This window comes from Paenibacillus sp. UASWS1643, from assembly GCF_008693195.1.
In the GTDB taxonomy this organism is placed as follows: domain Bacteria; phylum Bacillota; class Bacilli; order Paenibacillales; family Paenibacillaceae; genus Paenibacillus; species Paenibacillus amylolyticus_B.
The window spans coordinates 716,993-732,567 of the sequence record NZ_VXKZ01000115.1; the positions used below are offsets into that span (position 1 = coordinate 716,993).

Annotated in this window: 15 protein-coding genes; 2 read left to right on the forward strand and 13 right to left on the reverse strand. The window is 41.4% G+C overall.

Features of this window, described 5'->3' with window-relative positions; genetic code table 11:
• Nucleotides 1-68: 68 nt before the first annotated feature.
• From FE296_RS27555 to FE296_RS27580, 6 genes are all read right to left on the reverse strand, one after another.
• A complete protein-coding gene (locus tag FE296_RS27555; RefSeq protein WP_150367107.1) occupies nucleotides 69-869 on the reverse strand; it encodes a Cof-type HAD-IIB family hydrolase in 801 nt (266 codons plus the stop codon).
• A gap of 227 nt (nucleotides 870-1,096) precedes the next feature.
• The gene (locus FE296_RS27560; RefSeq protein WP_150367108.1) at nucleotides 1,097-1,690 is read right to left on the reverse strand and encodes a pentapeptide repeat-containing protein; all 594 of its coding nucleotides are present in this window, start codon (nucleotides 1,688-1,690) and stop codon (nucleotides 1,097-1,099) included.
• Nucleotides 1,691-1,838: 148 nt separating this feature from the next.
• A complete protein-coding gene (locus FE296_RS27565; RefSeq protein WP_223869059.1) occupies nucleotides 1,839-2,417 on the reverse strand; it encodes a hypothetical protein in 579 nt (192 codons plus the stop codon).
• A gap of 480 nt (nucleotides 2,418-2,897) precedes the next feature.
• Nucleotides 2,898-3,383 (reverse strand): nitroreductase family protein, encoded by a 486-nt coding sequence (locus tag FE296_RS27570; RefSeq protein WP_150367110.1) that lies wholly within the window; start codon nucleotides 3,381-3,383, stop codon nucleotides 2,898-2,900.
• Between the two features lie 17 nt (nucleotides 3,384-3,400).
• Nucleotides 3,401-3,976: a nitroreductase family protein gene (locus FE296_RS27575; protein ID WP_124114879.1), complete on the reverse strand. Its 576-nt coding sequence runs from the start codon at nucleotides 3,974-3,976 to the stop codon at nucleotides 3,401-3,403.
• Between the two features lie 20 nt (nucleotides 3,977-3,996).
• Nucleotides 3,997-4,479, reverse strand: coding sequence for a MarR family transcriptional regulator (locus FE296_RS27580; RefSeq protein WP_017688279.1), 483 nt, complete (start codon nucleotides 4,477-4,479; stop codon nucleotides 3,997-3,999).
• Nucleotides 4,480-4,862: 383 nt separating this feature from the next.
• Here FE296_RS27580 and arr point away from each other — a divergent pair, with 383 nt between their 5' ends.
• Nucleotides 4,863-5,279 carry an NAD(+)--rifampin ADP-ribosyltransferase gene (gene arr, locus FE296_RS27585; protein ID WP_105598868.1) on the forward strand — a complete coding sequence of 139 codons (417 nt, stop codon included), beginning with the start codon at nucleotides 4,863-4,865 and terminating at the stop codon, nucleotides 5,277-5,279.
• A gap of 120 nt (nucleotides 5,280-5,399) precedes the next feature.
• Here the strand turns inward: arr and FE296_RS27590 are convergent, their stop codons facing one another.
• The 7 genes from FE296_RS27590 to FE296_RS27615 form a co-directional block, all read right to left on the reverse strand.
• Nucleotides 5,400-9,203, reverse strand: a complete 3,804-nt coding sequence (locus tag FE296_RS27590) for a GH32 C-terminal domain-containing protein (RefSeq protein ID WP_150367111.1) — start codon at nucleotides 9,201-9,203, stop codon at nucleotides 5,400-5,402.
• Between the two features lie 132 nt (nucleotides 9,204-9,335).
• Complete coding sequence (locus FE296_RS27595) at nucleotides 9,336-10,928, reverse strand: glycoside hydrolase family 32 protein (RefSeq protein WP_150367112.1); 1,593 nt, start codon at nucleotides 10,926-10,928, stop codon at nucleotides 9,336-9,338.
• Nucleotides 10,929-11,323: 395 nt separating this feature from the next.
• Complete coding sequence (locus FE296_RS33050) at nucleotides 11,324-11,473, reverse strand: hypothetical protein (RefSeq protein WP_190945603.1); 150 nt, start codon at nucleotides 11,471-11,473, stop codon at nucleotides 11,324-11,326.
• Nucleotides 11,474-11,673: 200 nt separating this feature from the next.
• Nucleotides 11,674-12,756, reverse strand: a complete 1,083-nt coding sequence (locus FE296_RS27600) for a nucleotidyltransferase domain-containing protein (protein ID WP_150367113.1) — start codon at nucleotides 12,754-12,756, stop codon at nucleotides 11,674-11,676.
• 156 nt (nucleotides 12,757-12,912) lie between these two features.
• Nucleotides 12,913-13,179 carry a CD3324 family protein gene (locus FE296_RS27605; protein ID WP_124114875.1) on the reverse strand — a complete coding sequence of 89 codons (267 nt, stop codon included), beginning with the start codon at nucleotides 13,177-13,179 and terminating at the stop codon, nucleotides 12,913-12,915.
• 294 nt (nucleotides 13,180-13,473) lie between these two features.
• Nucleotides 13,474-14,559: an L-dopachrome tautomerase-related protein gene (locus tag FE296_RS27610; protein WP_190945606.1), complete on the reverse strand. Its 1,086-nt coding sequence runs from the start codon at nucleotides 14,557-14,559 to the stop codon at nucleotides 13,474-13,476.
• 302 nt (nucleotides 14,560-14,861) lie between these two features.
• Nucleotides 14,862-15,068 (reverse strand): hypothetical protein, encoded by a 207-nt coding sequence (locus FE296_RS27615; RefSeq protein ID WP_124114873.1) that lies wholly within the window; start codon nucleotides 15,066-15,068, stop codon nucleotides 14,862-14,864.
• A 262-nt stretch (nucleotides 15,069-15,330) separates the two neighbouring features.
• On the opposite strand from FE296_RS27615, the gene FE296_RS27620 reads away from it, so the two are divergent.
• Nucleotides 15,331-15,573, forward strand: coding sequence for a spore gernimation protein GerQ (locus FE296_RS27620; protein ID WP_124114872.1), 243 nt, complete (start codon nucleotides 15,331-15,333; stop codon nucleotides 15,571-15,573).
• Nucleotides 15,574-15,575 lie beyond the last annotated feature (2 nt).

Genomic DNA, 15,575 nt, shown 5'->3' on the forward strand with positions numbered 1-15,575 from the left:
AATGAAAATAGGGCAATCCTAAGATTGCCCCCGTTAGATCGAACATGTAGTACCTTGTCAGACAAGGATTACTGCAAATCCAGGATTTTTTGAACCGTTAGAAGAACCCCCTTTTCTTCGTTGGATTTCGTAATGAAACTTGCTGCTTTTTTCGTATTATCACAAGCATTACTTACTGCAAAGCTATATTTGGCGATGGCCATAAGCTCCACATCATTCTCACCGTCACCAAATGACATCGTCTCCTCGTATGTGACACCCAGCATGTCTTGCAGCTTCTTCACGGTCTCTCCTTTGTGTGTGTGTAATGCCGTAATATCCAGCCATCTGGCCTCCGAGTCAACAATGTAAACCTGTCCAAACATTGTACCCTCCACATGCGCTCTTAATGCTGTACTGCGTCCTTCCGTATCAAAGACCGTAATTTTGATAAAATCACTCTCGATGGTTTCAAAAGAATCTGTTTTGATTACACGTTCATAGGAGCCCTTAACCACTTCGTACATTTCTTCTGAAATGGAAGAATGAACGTAAGCAGCATCACTTGCACATACAATGAGAGTCATCGTTTTGTCGAAGTCCTGGATTCGATCAATCGCCTTCAAGGCGAGATCCTTATTCATGCTGAACTCTTTAATGACTTCACCATCTTTTTTGATTCGAGCAGCGCTGTCACCCAGAATCCAGACTCCTTTGCCATGCTCATCAAACAATTTTTCTACACGTTCACATTGTTTCCCGGTACATGCGACAAAAGTAACTCCTTTTTGCTGCATCTCGGCATAAACCTTTTTGAAGAGTTCAACATCGTACGAACCTTTATTGTTCAAAAACGTTCCATCTAAATCAGTGATTACCAGTTTAATCATATTTGTGACCTCCATGTTTAGTGTATCATTCGTCCTTTTTGATTGAGAAGATCTCCTTTATCCAAATACTTTATAATGAATATTTAATAAGTATCCGAAAAAGTTTCATCATGAGTTCTACCTATATGATTGTGTGATCTCTCGCTACAAAACAAGATTAAAATATGTAACTGGTTTCATGTCAATCCTTTTATTACGATTTTGAGGTGAACTCCAATCAGAAAGTCTCATTTCTGTTCTTTTATTTTGAGGAGTTTGTAGTTCGAACGACCCTTTGTTACACGTGCCGATACCTGTTCAACATACAGATGGTTTTTGTATTTTGGCGGAATACATTGCGTCAGGTCACAGTTCACAAAACGAACACCAGCCAGGATGCAGTTTTCAAAATTGGCGATTAGCTTTTGTTGGCCATTTCCCTCAAACGTAATATCCACTAGCTTGCCGGTAAAGGAACAATTGACGATATTCGCCGCTTGTAGAATCCGGTCATTGAATCTACATTTATAAAAAGTACAGTCGATAAACGTAGCGTTCTCCAATGTCATGCCTCTCATATCGCAGAAGGAAAATTCGCAATTGGTGAAAACAGCTTCGCCCTTGGCAATGCCAACAGAGCGCAAGTCGGAACGAATAAATGTACAATGATCAATCGTACTACCGGCAAAAAATCTCGCATTTGTAAGATTGCAGGTATCAAATATCAGATGTTGCAACTTGCAGTTCCAAAATATGGGCGAACCAACATTCGAGTTTATTATTGTTGTTCCGCTTATCGTTTCGTGTTCATACCTGACAATATCAGACTCAAGTCTTCTCATCCCTATCACCCTATCAGTCCCTCGACATGAATTGTTATGACTAATATAAGTTCCCTACTTTGAGCCAGGCATGGAGCGCAACTCGATGGTTGTCTTTGTCATACCATGGGGATGCAGACCAGCGTCGGTGCTTCTTTTTTTGATGTCTTCAGGGAACAAAAACCTCCGGGTAATCCTTTCGCCAAGCGCCGATACATCCAACTAAACAGGCAGTATAACATGTCATTGCACTGTCGTCCTCGTTCGTTTCATACTCAATGGCGAGATTGATGCCGGATTCACGCCAAGCCAGAAACGGACCGCTGCCCCCGAACCATTCCCCTTCTTCATACAATGCAGGTTGACCGTATTCACGAATGAACTCATCTGGCGTTGAGTTCATTGTCATTCCGGCAGGAAGCTGTCCTGGAAACGGGGTATTTATTCGGTCATCCGATCCAGGAGCAAGAAAATGGACGGCGCCGATCATCCATTCATCCATGTTCAGATCGTCACGTCCAGTCAGTTCATGAATTTTCGGTGAGCGATAAACGTCTAGGCGGATAGATGACTTTACAGACCAAATAATGTCGTCACTAAAATAACCGCTCGCCTTCGGCATACGTTTGACACCGAAGGATTGCAATACTTGTTGAACACGCCTGAAATCATAAGGCTGACCCAGCATGGCAATGAGGTGTTCAGACGGTTTTTTCATGGATAGTGGCACACCTTTCTCTTTGCTCAAGCACATCCAGCTTTGGGTACATCATTGTGCACAAAGCAACTTTTTTAGCATAATTATCAACATATTTCGTGCTCTAATTCCCATTTTCCTGCAATAAAAAAGGGAAAAACATTTATCAAAAAATAACGATTAGATTAAATAACAGAAGCAATGTTGCTAATAAACTTGCTGAACATTCAACCCTTCTCCAACATCCTTTTCTGTTAAAAATCCCATTTATAATGCCCCCTCATAATCAAAAAAGCATTGAAACTCATCCCTCCTACATTACATAGGCCCTAGTGGGGATTGAGACTCAATGCTTTGGAATCTCCTTCTCATTTCACTCTAAACTAGTATTCTATGTGAACGATATAAAACCTTGTATCTACTACAACAAAAAAAGCCGCTAAAATAGCGACTTCCTTGGGTATATTTTCTTTTCCCTCGACATATCTGGATTTATTCGCATTTTGGAGTCTCATCCCATCGTCTCCACCCCTACAGCAGTTCAAAATGAAGTTGAGTCTCTGGTAACTCCGTATTTTCTTTCCACTGATTTGCACCGTATCCCAATTCCAGAACCGCAGCAATGCGCTCGTTACTCAGTACACCAAACATTTCAGTACGGCTCGGGTCGTACATCCAGTCATGCAAGGTACAACGCACGCCCAGACTTTGCTCATGAGCCAGCAAGCGGAAATTCTGAATCAGGCAGCAGACAGCCGCAAAGTCTTCTTCTCGCTTATGTTGATCCGCCTCTTCCTTCACCAAGACCAGAAGATATGCAGGGGCAGACTCCTGTAATCCCTGCATGATGTCCCCATACCGGTTATCGGCAAAGATGAATCGCCACGGCTCCCGGAGGCCATCATTTGGCGCCCATACGGCATGATTGAGCAATTCAAGGATTAGGTCCTGCGATACCGGTTGATCCAAAAACTCACTCGGACCGTCCATGTCTCCTTCCAAATCTGACAATTTCATTTTTATATCCTCCTTCTCTATGTAGTCTGTCCTCGCAATACGGTCCACTTCTGCTCGGCTGGTGTCCTTTTCCGACTTCTTGGCGCTTTGTCGTAATATCCTATATGAAGAATGCCAACAAATCTTTCATCCTCACGTAAGCCAATACCATTGAAGAACCCTTCATGCTGAATCATGGACTCTGTATCCCACAACATGCCTAACCCTCGTTCCCAGCCCAGCAGTTGGAAGCTTTGCATCACTCCGCAGGCAGCCGAATAATTGCGGTCATTGGTCAGACGATTCGGTCCTACAGTCGACATAACAATGACGTGGGCAGGAATATCGGTAAATCTCTTTTTAAAAACATCCAGAAGTTTCCCGGGAATCAGCTTGCCGAGCTTGCTTTGTGACATCTGTTCCAGCATGCAGTCCACCAACCGTTTGCGTGCTTCCGGAGTTCCGGCATATACTACACGCCACGACCCAGACTCAACAAATGGTTGAAGCCTTATAGCCTTACGCAGTAATTCTACAATTAACTCCTGGTCCACCGGCGTAGAGTTACATTTACGAATACTCCTGCGCTCCCTGATCAATTCCGCCAGACTCAAATGTTTCACTCTCCTTTGTTCTATCTGGATTCAATATTTATACTGCTGTCTTGAAGAAATTGATGGATTACTTTTAGCTCCGTTTCCGAATATTTGTCGAGAGTACGATAGAAGCGCTCTGCCTCATGTATATGCAGACGTTCATGAAGTTCAAAGATTTTTTTGCCTTGCGGTGACAACCGGAAATAGCTCTCCTTTTTGTTGTCATTCATTTTTGTGCGTTTGACGAATCCTTCCTCCAGCAGTTTGTTGCCAATTTTGGTGATACTTGCTTTGGACAAATTCATCGCCTCGGCAATACCTGTGTTGTTAATAGGCTCATGCTTGCCTATGCAATCTATCATATGAACCGCGGTCAAATGCTGAGGGATTTTCTCGATGCTTTCTCGCTGGGCGATACTTAGGAAATGCTCGATTTCTGTATCCTTGTGGTTCTCATACACATGTAAGAAACGGATAAATTGGTCATAAAGCAACTGTTTTGTTCGATCTTTTGAGATCATTCTTTGATCGCTCCTTATTTACTTGTAAACAAAAATCTCGTTTAAATAATAGGGGTTTTCTAAATAATTTCTTATATTTAGTTTATTGGTTAACAATATAACATGAATGATAATGCTTATCAACAATAATCTCTGACAGTACAACATTACTCTACAATCCAGGTCAGAGATCTGCCTTGAACGGTTATCATATAAGCTGCTCGTTAGTTAAAAAAAACAGCCGATCACGCTGATCGGCTGCCTTCTTAAACTCGGGTTATTGGACACAGTATCATTCTCTCTACTTAAATTATACCGTTATTTTTTATTTTTTTATAGACTGTTTTTTTTGAAATTCCTACACTATACTGCTAAATACAATACTAAAAAAGAGGTGGATCAGTATGGATGACAAAAAAGTGATCATAGATCAAGGTCCTTTTTTTCATGGTACAAAAGCAGAACTGCAAATTGGTGATTTATTAGAACCACAGTTCTTATCAAATTACCAAGAGAAAAATTCTAACCATATATACTTTACTGCAACATTAAATGCTGCCAAATGGGGTGCTGAATTGGCAAGATCTAATGCAAAAGAAAGAATCTACATTGTAGAACCATTAGGAGATTTTGAAAGTGATCCGAACGTAACTGATAAAAGGTTTCCTGGAAACCCAACACGTTCATATCGATCTAAATCGCCACTTAAAATAGTAGCTGAATTAGCTTCATGGGAAAGACACACTGAAGAAGAGATTAATCACATGATTACATCTTTGAGAAAACTAAGTGAAGAAGGAAAAAATATAATATATGATTGATTCCTCTCGTTAAAAGAAAAAAGTCGCTATAATAGCGACTTGAATAGAACAATGTTCCTGTCCCGCGGCACTTCTTTATTGGAATATCTATGAGATATGCCATCATGCAATAAATTTTAATTACTTCGTTAATATCCATTTTTGTCGATCAAGTGATGGATTCAGTTCATTTAGGAAGAGTTCGGTCCCATCTTCCGATACTTCTAATGCTTTTTGATGATGAGCTGAAGTAATATGAACTGATCCGTCTTTGTTCTGGTGAAGGACCCAGCGCTGGTTGTTGTACCCTAAGTAATGATATAGCTGAAGTTTGTTTTGCCCTATATCCAGATCAAGCGTCTGACCGGCCGTAGTACGAATTGAATACGAACCTGCTTCGTCGCCTGTCGGAACAAATACCCACTTCTGGACGGAAGCCGCACTTGCATCCTGCAAGGCAACCGGCTCCCCGTTGACAAGGTCAACTGTATAAATGGATTTCTGTGTTGCGGCATTTACAAGGCTGGACTTGGTGATGTTTGCAGGTTCACCGTTGCTGACATTGACGTTCTGATAAGATGCGGAGCCGCCAAATACATGGAGTCCCAAGTGGCCTTCTGCAAAAGTACCATCCATGATATCTATGACTTTTTGACTGTCCACGTGAACGACAATATGCGGACCATTCGCTTCTATTTTCACCTTATACGTTTGACCTGGCTGAATGAAAGTTGGTACTTTTGCAAGAACCTGCCGTTCTTCAAATCCTCCATTGATTTTATAGAACAGACGGATTGCCTTCATGTTAGGGTCTAGATTCAGATAATAACCACTGCGACCATCTTCGCTAGTCCTGAACAAAATAGAACCTGCCCCTCCTGTTTCACTGAGCATCATGTCTGCTTCATACGTAAAATTCCCAGCCTTCTCTTTGGCAATATAATTCGCATCGCTAAAATATTTACCACGAATCCCATGTTCACTAACTAACCATGAAGCAGTAGACAGATCTTTAGTCCATCCACTGAGGTTTGTCCGGAACTCGCCACCTATGACTTTAACGAGCACACTAGTGGCAGTTTTACCATTCGGAGTAGATACAGTGACGGTGGACTCCCCTTCTTTTTTCGCCTTAATAACTGCGTGTGAGTTGTCTGCCAAGTCTATGGCTATTACTTCTTTATTACTGGAATTCCACTTAAGCGGTTGAACGCCTAAACCTGGTCCGTACTCGATCATCGCCTGCAGTGTATCCGACTCGCCTACCCCCAGTTCCCGAACGCTCGTATCCATCTTTATTTGAACTTTTGAAGGAATGTCCTCATTCCAGACAGATTCAAGTTGATGCACTTTCAAGGAAACAACGTTCACATTCCCACCTTTTACGTAAAAACTCATTGCTCTACTAGCAGGATCCGGAAATATAACATCTGAAAAGACGACTTTGCCGTCGTTACCAAAGGCTTCAAGGGAAGACTCATCCACAAGAATACGCATCTTGATCCGATTATTCTCCATTTGCGTAGGTGTTTCATGTTTCTTACTGAAAAGGTTAGAAAAATCTGTTTCGCCCGATGCAGTTCGGTCCACAAACATACGACTATCGCTTGCCTTATAACCCACGACCGTCTTCTGATCTGCACCCTCACGAATGTTAAAGCCAAACTCGGTCACTGTGCTAGTTTCAGGGATTTCAATTTCAGCTTCAATTTCGTAAGCACCTGAAATAATACCTTTTAGCAGATTCCCGGAAGAAGGGCTCACCGACTTGTTAGAAGCAGAATACAAAGGTTTACGCAGTGATTCCAATTCTTTGATTGGACTTTGCACCATACGAATTCCATCTTCGGTCATTACCAATGATATTTCTCTCGGGATGGTTAGTTCACCTTTCCAATTGGACGTTGGGAAAGCGAACGGATAGTCCCAATTCGTCATCCACGCCATCATCACTGTGCGATGATCAGGCATATTAGCGAAAGACATCGAAGCATAAAATTCTTTACCAAAATCTGTTCTTAGCACCTTACCCGCCGGATTATCGTTCACGAATTTACCATCAGCTGTTAAATGACCGATAAAATACTCAGCATCTGATCCGCCTGTTTTGGGATTCGCTCCTGTACTGATCATCATAACCCACTTCTTCTGTGACGTTCCGTCTACCGGAAGCTGGAACAAATCAGGGCATTCCCATACGCCTCCGCGGACGTAATCCCCATATCCCCAATTATCTGTCAATGTCCAGTCAAGTAAATTCGTTGAGGTGTAGAAACGAATATGATCTCCTCCGGACACAACCATAACCCATCGGTTATTCTCATCATCACGGATCACTTTCGGATCGCGGAAATCCCAATTCCCAACTTCATTTCCGCTCTTACCTGGGTTCTCGATCACAATCGGGCGTTCCTTCGAATATTCCCAAGTACGACCTAGGTCTTTACTGTAAGCCAAACCTATACGCTGGTTCCCATTTGGGCTATCCGGATTAAAGGAAGTGTAGTATGCAATGAGGCCCTTGCCTCCTGAATCTCCGAATAAACCAGATGCATTTGTCATATCCGCAACAGCCGACCCAGACCAGACATGTCCGTGATCATTCCAGGGAAGTGCAATCGGAAGCCGTTTCCAGTTCAGCATATCTTTACTTACAGCATGCGCCCATGTTCCTCCATCCTGATGGAAGAGATGATATTCTCCTTCGAAGTAGACAAGTCCATTCGGATCACTCGCTGAACCACGTATTGGCGTGTAGTGATATTGTGGACGATATATCTCATTGTAATATTGGCTCAGTTCCGTCACATAAGTATCCTGGAAGTATGCCGTCCCCTTTTTTACGACAATTCCAATACTTCCACTTCTATAGGTTGAATCTTTCACGTCAATCGCGGCCGTAGTGTACCCGTCCAGGAAGACCTGAATTCGATCTCCCTTTGCCTTGATTTCCACATGATGTTTGGCTCCCATCTGACTCGGATAAGTACGTTGAGAACTGGTAATTATTGTTCCTTTTGTATTCGTCAAACTTACACGGACCTGATCTCCTTCCTTCGAAAGAGTAGCTTCATATCCTTTGGTTCCATCGGTTGAAGATCGAAATGCGAGAGCTGCAATAGAATCAGGACGAAGGGTAATATTTCCTTCATAGACCATATCAGTCGCTTCTTTATTATAGATTTGCTGTGCTTTGCTCTCCTGTTCTACCGTCCCTCTTTTTCCGTTGATATCAGGCTGCCATTTTCCCTTGTTAGAAAGCACCGTACCCAAATTACCTTTCAGATCGCTCACCACGATGTTCGAAAACAAGGCGGATCCATCCCATACATGGAGTCCAAGCTTACCGCTTTGATAAGAAATGTCTTGAACATCAATTAATGGTTTATATTGATTGCCCCAATATACTTTTAGCGAGGAACCCACTGCCTTCACTTTGAGATGATAGATTTGCCCCATTTCAACAGAAACTTTACGCTCCTCCTTTAATCTCCCATCTCCATTTCTTGCATCTCTTAACCGAATCAGACCTGCGTCCGGAACGATTTGCAGCATGTACGAGCTAAAGCCATCCTCATTAGATCGAAACAATAATGTTGCATCTGCCTTCTTATCCCTAATCATGACATCAGCTTCATAGATAAAATCATCGGACACTGTCTCTGAGATGGCCATTACATTTTCTTTAGGCTGTGAAGTTAGCAAAATTCCTTCTGAAGTATCCTCTAATCCTCCTTTTCCTTTCACTTGCCAGCCTATCAAATTGGTATTTGATTTGAATGCGCTTTCAAAAATATCAAGCTCCTCCTTTGCCTGTTTATTTGTTTCCTGATCAGCGAGCACAGCACTAGCCGCAATTGATTTAGATGTAAAAATACCGTTTGAAGTCAGAGCCAATCCCGTTGCCATCAGAAGACATATTGCATATTTAGATTTATCTTTCATTCCATACCCTCTTTTCTAATAGGATTGTAAAGTCGGTTCAAATTTAATTGGTTTTGGACACCCAGTTCAGTTCAGTTCGGTTGCCCAAAACCGCGCAGTAACCATTATGGCGAATCAAGCTATTGCTAAGTTCTAAACACTCTGATTTTCCCAAATGCTAACTAGATTATTGATTTGAAGCGACACGACCTTTAGCTCTCCACCAATGGCATAGAGTTCCAGTCCTCTACTTCCCAAGTCGGGGAAAATCGTGTCTGAAATGATAGTTGTTCCATTGTTGCCAAAGATCTCTACACTTGACCAATCAACATAGATGCTCAACTGTATCCGTTTATGCTCTGGCTTCATGGGGGCCATGTGTTTTGCAGCAAAATCGGGATGAAAATCAACAGCGTTTGACTTCGTCCGATCGATAAACAACTCCTCATTCAAGACATGATATCCGATGACTGTCTCCTGGTTGGAAGAGGAAGATTTTCGCACCTTGAACCCAAATTCTATTGCATTACCGATTTCAAATTCCGCAATAATTTCCATCTTTGCAGCAGAAACAGCAGACAAAACGTTCATATCTGGTTTAATCGTAATGTCTTGTAGAGACAGAATTGAACTTCTAAGTTGATTTAACTCAGTTATGGGTGCTTGAATTAAGCGAAGTCCTTCCGAGTACGTCCTAAGCTGAATCTCTCGTGGGATTGACATATGGCCACGCCATTCTTTAGAAGGAAGAGTGGAAGCATAACGCCAATTATTCATCCAACCGACCCAAATCTTTCGCCCATCCTCATTCGGGATACCATCCCAGGTCACGGCCGCGTAAAAGTCAGATCCGTAATCTATCCATTGGATTGTATCGAATGATTCCAATGTTTCATCTAGTGTAAAAAACTTACCATCAAAGTGACCTATAAAATACATCATGCCAGAACCGCCTGCGGGTGGTTCTGAATCGTTGGGATTTACGCCATTTCTATCTCCGACACTTAGTGTCAGAATCCATTTAGTGGTATTAGGGTCCTCATCCACTTGGATTTTAAAAACATCAGGACATTCAAATATTCCACGATGGATGCCCGGAATATCAGAACCGAAATCGCTTGCAAAAGACCAATCCTTAAGATTCGAAGATGTGTAAAATTCTACACGGTTACTTACAGCAAGAACCATTACCCAGTTTGAAGATTCTTCATGCCAGAATACCTTTGGGTCTCGAAAGTCTAGCGTTTCCGCGGGGAATAAAACAGGGTTACCTTCATATTTTGTCCAGGTTCGACCTTTGTCCTTGCTGTAAGCGATGCTTTGAACCTGCGGTTTACCGGGTTGAGCGCTGTTACCATTATTAGTATAAATTGCAACCAATCCTGATCCTGCTTCGTTGAAGAATCCGCTTGTATTGTTCTTATCGACTACCGCACTTCCCGAAAAGATCGCTCCATCTTCCCCAGGTGAGATGGCTGGTGGAAGTTCATCCCAATGAACTAAATCATTACTTACGGCATGCCCCCAATGCATACTGCCGAAATCAGGCTGCGTATCATGAGGAGTATACTGGTAGAAAAGGTGATATTCTCCTTCGTAATAAACCATTCCGTTAGGATCGTTCATCCAATTTCCCTTAGGGGAATAATGTATTTGCGGTCTGTATTCAGTTTTATAAATAAAGTTTTCTGGATCTTTGCTGATACTATTTTCACCTGATAGATGTACTTTTTTAATTTTATTCACGCTCCCTTAAGCTACTTAGAATCTAAAAGAAGAAATATGCATTCCTTATTAACAAAATAATCCACTCGTTTTCATTTGTCAAAGTATTTTTGGATAAATGAATATTATTTTTTATGTATATATCTGTTTTTGTTTACATTTGCACAATTTATGACTGATTATAGAAAATAACAATTTTAATTTAAGTTGATCTAATCATTTTTTTATTATTTCTAAACTAATAGTTTACAAATGTAAAAAAGGTTACATCTAAACTTCTCTTTACTTGTTCAACAAAATATCGTTAGTAGTAAACCCAATCTGTACCGATAAAACAAAAAAAGCCGCTAAAATAGCGACTTCAATAGGAATATGTTCTTGTCTCTTGACATGTTCTTAATAAATTAACGGCTCGCTTATGCTTTAACAACTTCAACCTTTTTATCCCCTGCTGACTTCGCTATCTCTAACGTTGTGTTACCCTGGATAGTGACTATTAGGCCAGTAGCCAGCATAGAAACGATTAAAGCTGCGCTGAGGGCTGTGGAAATTTTCTTCTTGACCATAACCATACCTCCGTTACTATTATGATGTAATATGCGGCTCAAGAACTATGACGAGCCGAGTGTGACTAGATATTACAATAATTCACTTTTTTGTTGGGTAATCTACCTGGTGATTGTATTATAAACGTACTGACAATCATTGTAAAAGGATTTTTTCCTTGTGTTCAATTCCTGGACTTATTACTAGCTGGAACGTAAGGTCAATGATTCATATAATGGGCATATAGTTGCTCGAAGGTTGTAAAACGTTCGACTTTTCTGCCGACCCTATCATACTCTTCTAGATATTCATCCATCACTTCAAGGAACTTCTCTTTCATAACTGGTAAATTGCTTGCATCAAAGTATTGCATAAGATCATATTTCTTGGTGCCTTTCTCCGTGGCCATTTCATCAAGATACTCATGTGCTCCAAAGGCCGAAAGAAAGACGTAGGAAGCATCGTTCGTTGTAACACTGTTCAAAATTTTATTGCGGTAGTTGCACCACAGTTCTTCGTATGTTCCTCCAAGATTATCAAAGGTCGGAATCGGTTTAACAATGAAGTTATCACACATCGTGCTATGTAACCTCGTAACGCTATTCAACATATTAAAAGATGTTATTCGAATATCTTCAATGGTATGAGCTTCGATGATTGACGTGTACAAGGTTTCGAGATCATCTGGAACATAACGAAACGAGCGTATCTCTTCCAAATAACGCTTGATTCCTCGTTTGAAACACGTGTTATTCATACTCACCAAGGCATTGACTAGATTGTACAGAACCCCAGCAGATGCATATCGCACTGAACCGATATCTTCACCAAGCATCGTATTGCTGTATGCTTGCTTAGCCAGATCGATCCATTTATTTGCCCGATTAAGACACACTTCTCCTATCGGGTTCGCAAGTGCATCAAGAGCTTTTTGCTGGAAGTCGTTCAATTTCTCCAAATCCTCAGGCTTAGCATAGTAGAGTACTTTAAGCTCGGTTAGGCTGGATACGTTGGGACTCTCCAAGGCGGATTGCTCTTGTATTCTTGAATCCCATGGCGTGCAATAGATATCATATCCAACGTCGTCCAAGATGAAGCAATCGGATATTTTCCATCCCTTTTCTGTATTATTAATGATAATTAAATCAAGATCGCTCTTCTCGTGAAAGTCCCCGGTGCTAAATGAACCAGTAAGCCCAATAATGGCGATATCCTCTAGAAAATCTCTTTTTACACGTTCAATCACCATGTTAATGAGCAGTTCATTTTTGTCCAGCAGCTTCTTCTTTATGATTTCGTTCATTCGTTACACCTCTTTGTATGATCCGGCCGTCCTTCATCACAACAACCTTAACTTGAGTCTATCGACTTAGAGGTACGGTTACTATGTATAAGTTGATTTAAGTCATCTTTGCACAAAATCCGCTAAACCGTCGATACGACGAGTTAGCGGATTTCATTAGTTCTTTGTATAGACTATTTTCTTTATGCTTTCGCAGGACAAGAAATACCGACCCGCCAACTCCTCTATCCTGACTCCACTGCAGAATAAGGATTTAATCTCAGCGTTTCGAGCAGAGACCCTGCTCTTGCTCTCTGTTTTCTCGCCCCATTTTAGGTGCGCCTCTTTGGGTTTGGGGATATAAACCAATTCCCCTTGAACGTATTCTTGAATGATACGTAACAATTCTTCCGGAAAAATAGACTCGGCTTTTGAATATTTCATGGGCCTCACTCCTTATTTAATAGATCAATAAGGTGCAAAGCCAGTAAGTAGAATATTACGATTCGTCGTTGGCAATGTGATTATTCCCGGGCTCTATGCAAAGCATTGCCATATCCTTCACTGGCTTTGCATAGAGCCGTGCATGTAAGAACCCTACCCCGATTGTTTTCAATAGCCTCACCTCCATAGAAAATAGATAGTTGCTATTTGCTTATTATATCAGGGCTTGTTGTTGAAATGTTTAATCATGTCTTTTTGAGCTTACACGATTGTACGCGTAAAGTGGGATGTATATCAAAAGGTAGGAGCAGGTAATTCATCAATTTTTATACGAAGTAAACTATAGGGTTTTTGTCGCAGGTCTCTTCCATAATGAAATCTCGCCTGCCTATGTAATTGGTTCACAATTACATATAAGTATTGATCCGGACCAATAGAAAACGTATCCGGCCATAAAATTCGGGGATCGTGGGCGATGGTTTCCATGATTCCATTTGGCAATATCTTTCGAATACTATCGTTTTCATAATCTCCAGCATAAACATTTCCTTTTGCGTCCGTGATCATCCCATCAGATGCACCCTTCTCTCCCCAATACTGCACAAGATCACTTAACTTAAAATCCGGTATCGCTCTATCTCTTAACGATTCTGTTGAGATCGAGTATAGCTGGCGACTGGTTAGTGGACAATAGAATAACATTTTTCCATCAGGGGAAATGGCAATACCATCAGAGGCCAATCGAAAGGGAGATGTCGAACCATCCGCGTTTCGATTCATCAAAATTTCACCTTCCACTTTCGGTACAAAATACGGATCGGGTGAGGTTGAGCTTGCTCCATGCAACCGTCTATATGCATTGCCATTTTCTAAATTTACGACGATAATAGCCCCTGGACCATTGGAAGAAGAATCCGTTATATATGCGAAACCTGCTTTTCCTACACGAAAGTCAAATCGGACATCATTCAGATACGTTGTCGGCAATACTACATCATCTGCAAATGTATATACTTTTCTTATTGTATTTGTTTCTAAATCTACCGCGACTAATTTTGCCCCTCCTTTAATTGGCTCAGAAAAGTTTGGTGCAGCCGTGTCCAGTACCCACAGAGTTCCCCTTCCATCTGCAACAACACTTTGCACACTGATGAAGGACATAACGATATTCAATGGGTTGATCAAATTCGTTTCTATATTAGGATAAGGTTGCATCTGACCCTCAACAATTTCCGCTACCGTAAATCTTACGTCATCTCCCCATTTTGGAAAGCAAATAAAGATACGCCCGGTTTCGGATACACTAACGCCTGTAGGCATAGCCCCGTAAAAGGAATGAACAAGTTCTAACTTACCAAAATATTCTTCCATAGGTAACATAGGCTGTATGATGTCCTCCTCAACATAGTTGAATAGATATTACCTATAATTATGTTCAAGACTTTTTCTAATGCCTGGCCCTTAATCATTCTTTTTCAACCTCGATTTTGACAATGTCCGATAGATCTAAAAATACAAAAAACTTCGGCGTAAGCCGAAGCATGTTGACGGTAAATATATGTGTTCTAGGAAAAATGCTTCCTCCGATCGTCAACGAAGGGTAATTCCCCATGCAGAGAGTATCGGAGAAAATTCGGAAAAGAAGGAAAAAATCTGCCAAGCTTATCAGTACCAAAACCGTTTTATTGTTGGTCCGGCAGACGTAATGCATTTGCTGAAGTTAGCGCTTGATCTAAAAATTCATCTGCTCGGGTCAATTGCTGCCGGACGATCTCCAACGCTTGTGAATTTGTTGCATCAGATTCATTTAACGAGCTTATTGCCTGATTTAAAGCCGTCTGCACCTCAGAAACCGCGTTAGATGCATGCTGCTCCCGTATTACTACCACTCGAGTTAAGTGCACCTTCTGCCGGTTTTCTTGCATTTTCGGTGGCTAGGTCAATTTTGTTTTTATTGGGCACCGTGAACTCCTCCTTACTTGAGTAAGATCATTCATTTAAACAGAAATAAGTATGGGATTGAGATTTTGTTTATATCCCTGCGACTGTATGGGGATATTCGGATCTTATCTCTCCGGTGATCCATATTAGTATAAAATCCGATGCATTGGAAAATCTAATCTTGATGAAAAAGGAGGTGATCCTTTCTAAATGGCTAATCCAACGCTAGCGCCGCACGAATCGATGGAACTGCATGAAGCGTTAAACTTCAAAACGCTCTGCATCGCTAAGTCGAAACTTATGCAAGGCCTGGTCTTTGACCAAGAGCTAAAAGCCTTAATGCAGAAAGACGTCATTCAATCCATACAACAGATCGCCGAGCTGCAAGCAATCTACGCAAGAGCTCCTTTTCAAGTACCCGTTCCAAATAATCCGACACCTATAACACATTAAGG

Coding starts and splice junctions, on each gene's coding strand:
- FE296_RS27555 (WP_150367107.1), bottom strand. CDS start 869: ATGATTAAACTGGTAATCACTGATTTAGATGGAACGTTTTTGAACAAT.
- FE296_RS27560 (WP_150367108.1), bottom strand. CDS start 1,690: ATGAGAAGACTTGAGTCTGATATTGTCAGGTATGAACACGAAACGATA.
- FE296_RS27570 (WP_150367110.1), bottom strand. CDS start 3,383: ATGAAATTGTCAGATTTGGAAGGAGACATGGACGGTCCGAGTGAGTTT.
- FE296_RS27580 (WP_017688279.1), bottom strand. CDS start 4,479: ATGATCTCAAAAGATCGAACAAAACAGTTGCTTTATGACCAATTTATC.
- arr (WP_105598868.1), top strand. CDS start 4,863: ATGGATGACAAAAAAGTGATCATAGATCAAGGTCCTTTTTTTCATGGT.
- FE296_RS27590 (WP_150367111.1), bottom strand. CDS start 9,203: ATGAAAGATAAATCTAAATATGCAATATGTCTTCTGATGGCAACGGGA.
- FE296_RS33050 (WP_190945603.1), bottom strand. CDS start 11,473: ATGGTCAAGAAGAAAATTTCCACAGCCCTCAGCGCAGCTTTAATCGTT.
- FE296_RS27600 (WP_150367113.1), bottom strand. CDS start 12,756: ATGAACGAAATCATAAAGAAGAAGCTGCTGGACAAAAATGAACTGCTC.
- FE296_RS27605 (WP_124114875.1), bottom strand. CDS start 13,179: ATGAAATATTCAAAAGCCGAGTCTATTTTTCCGGAAGAATTGTTACGT.
- FE296_RS27610 (WP_190945606.1), bottom strand. CDS start 14,559: ATGTTACCTATGGAAGAATATTTTGGTAAGTTAGAACTTGTTCATTCC.
- FE296_RS27620 (WP_124114872.1), top strand. CDS start 15,331: ATGGCTAATCCAACGCTAGCGCCGCACGAATCGATGGAACTGCATGAA.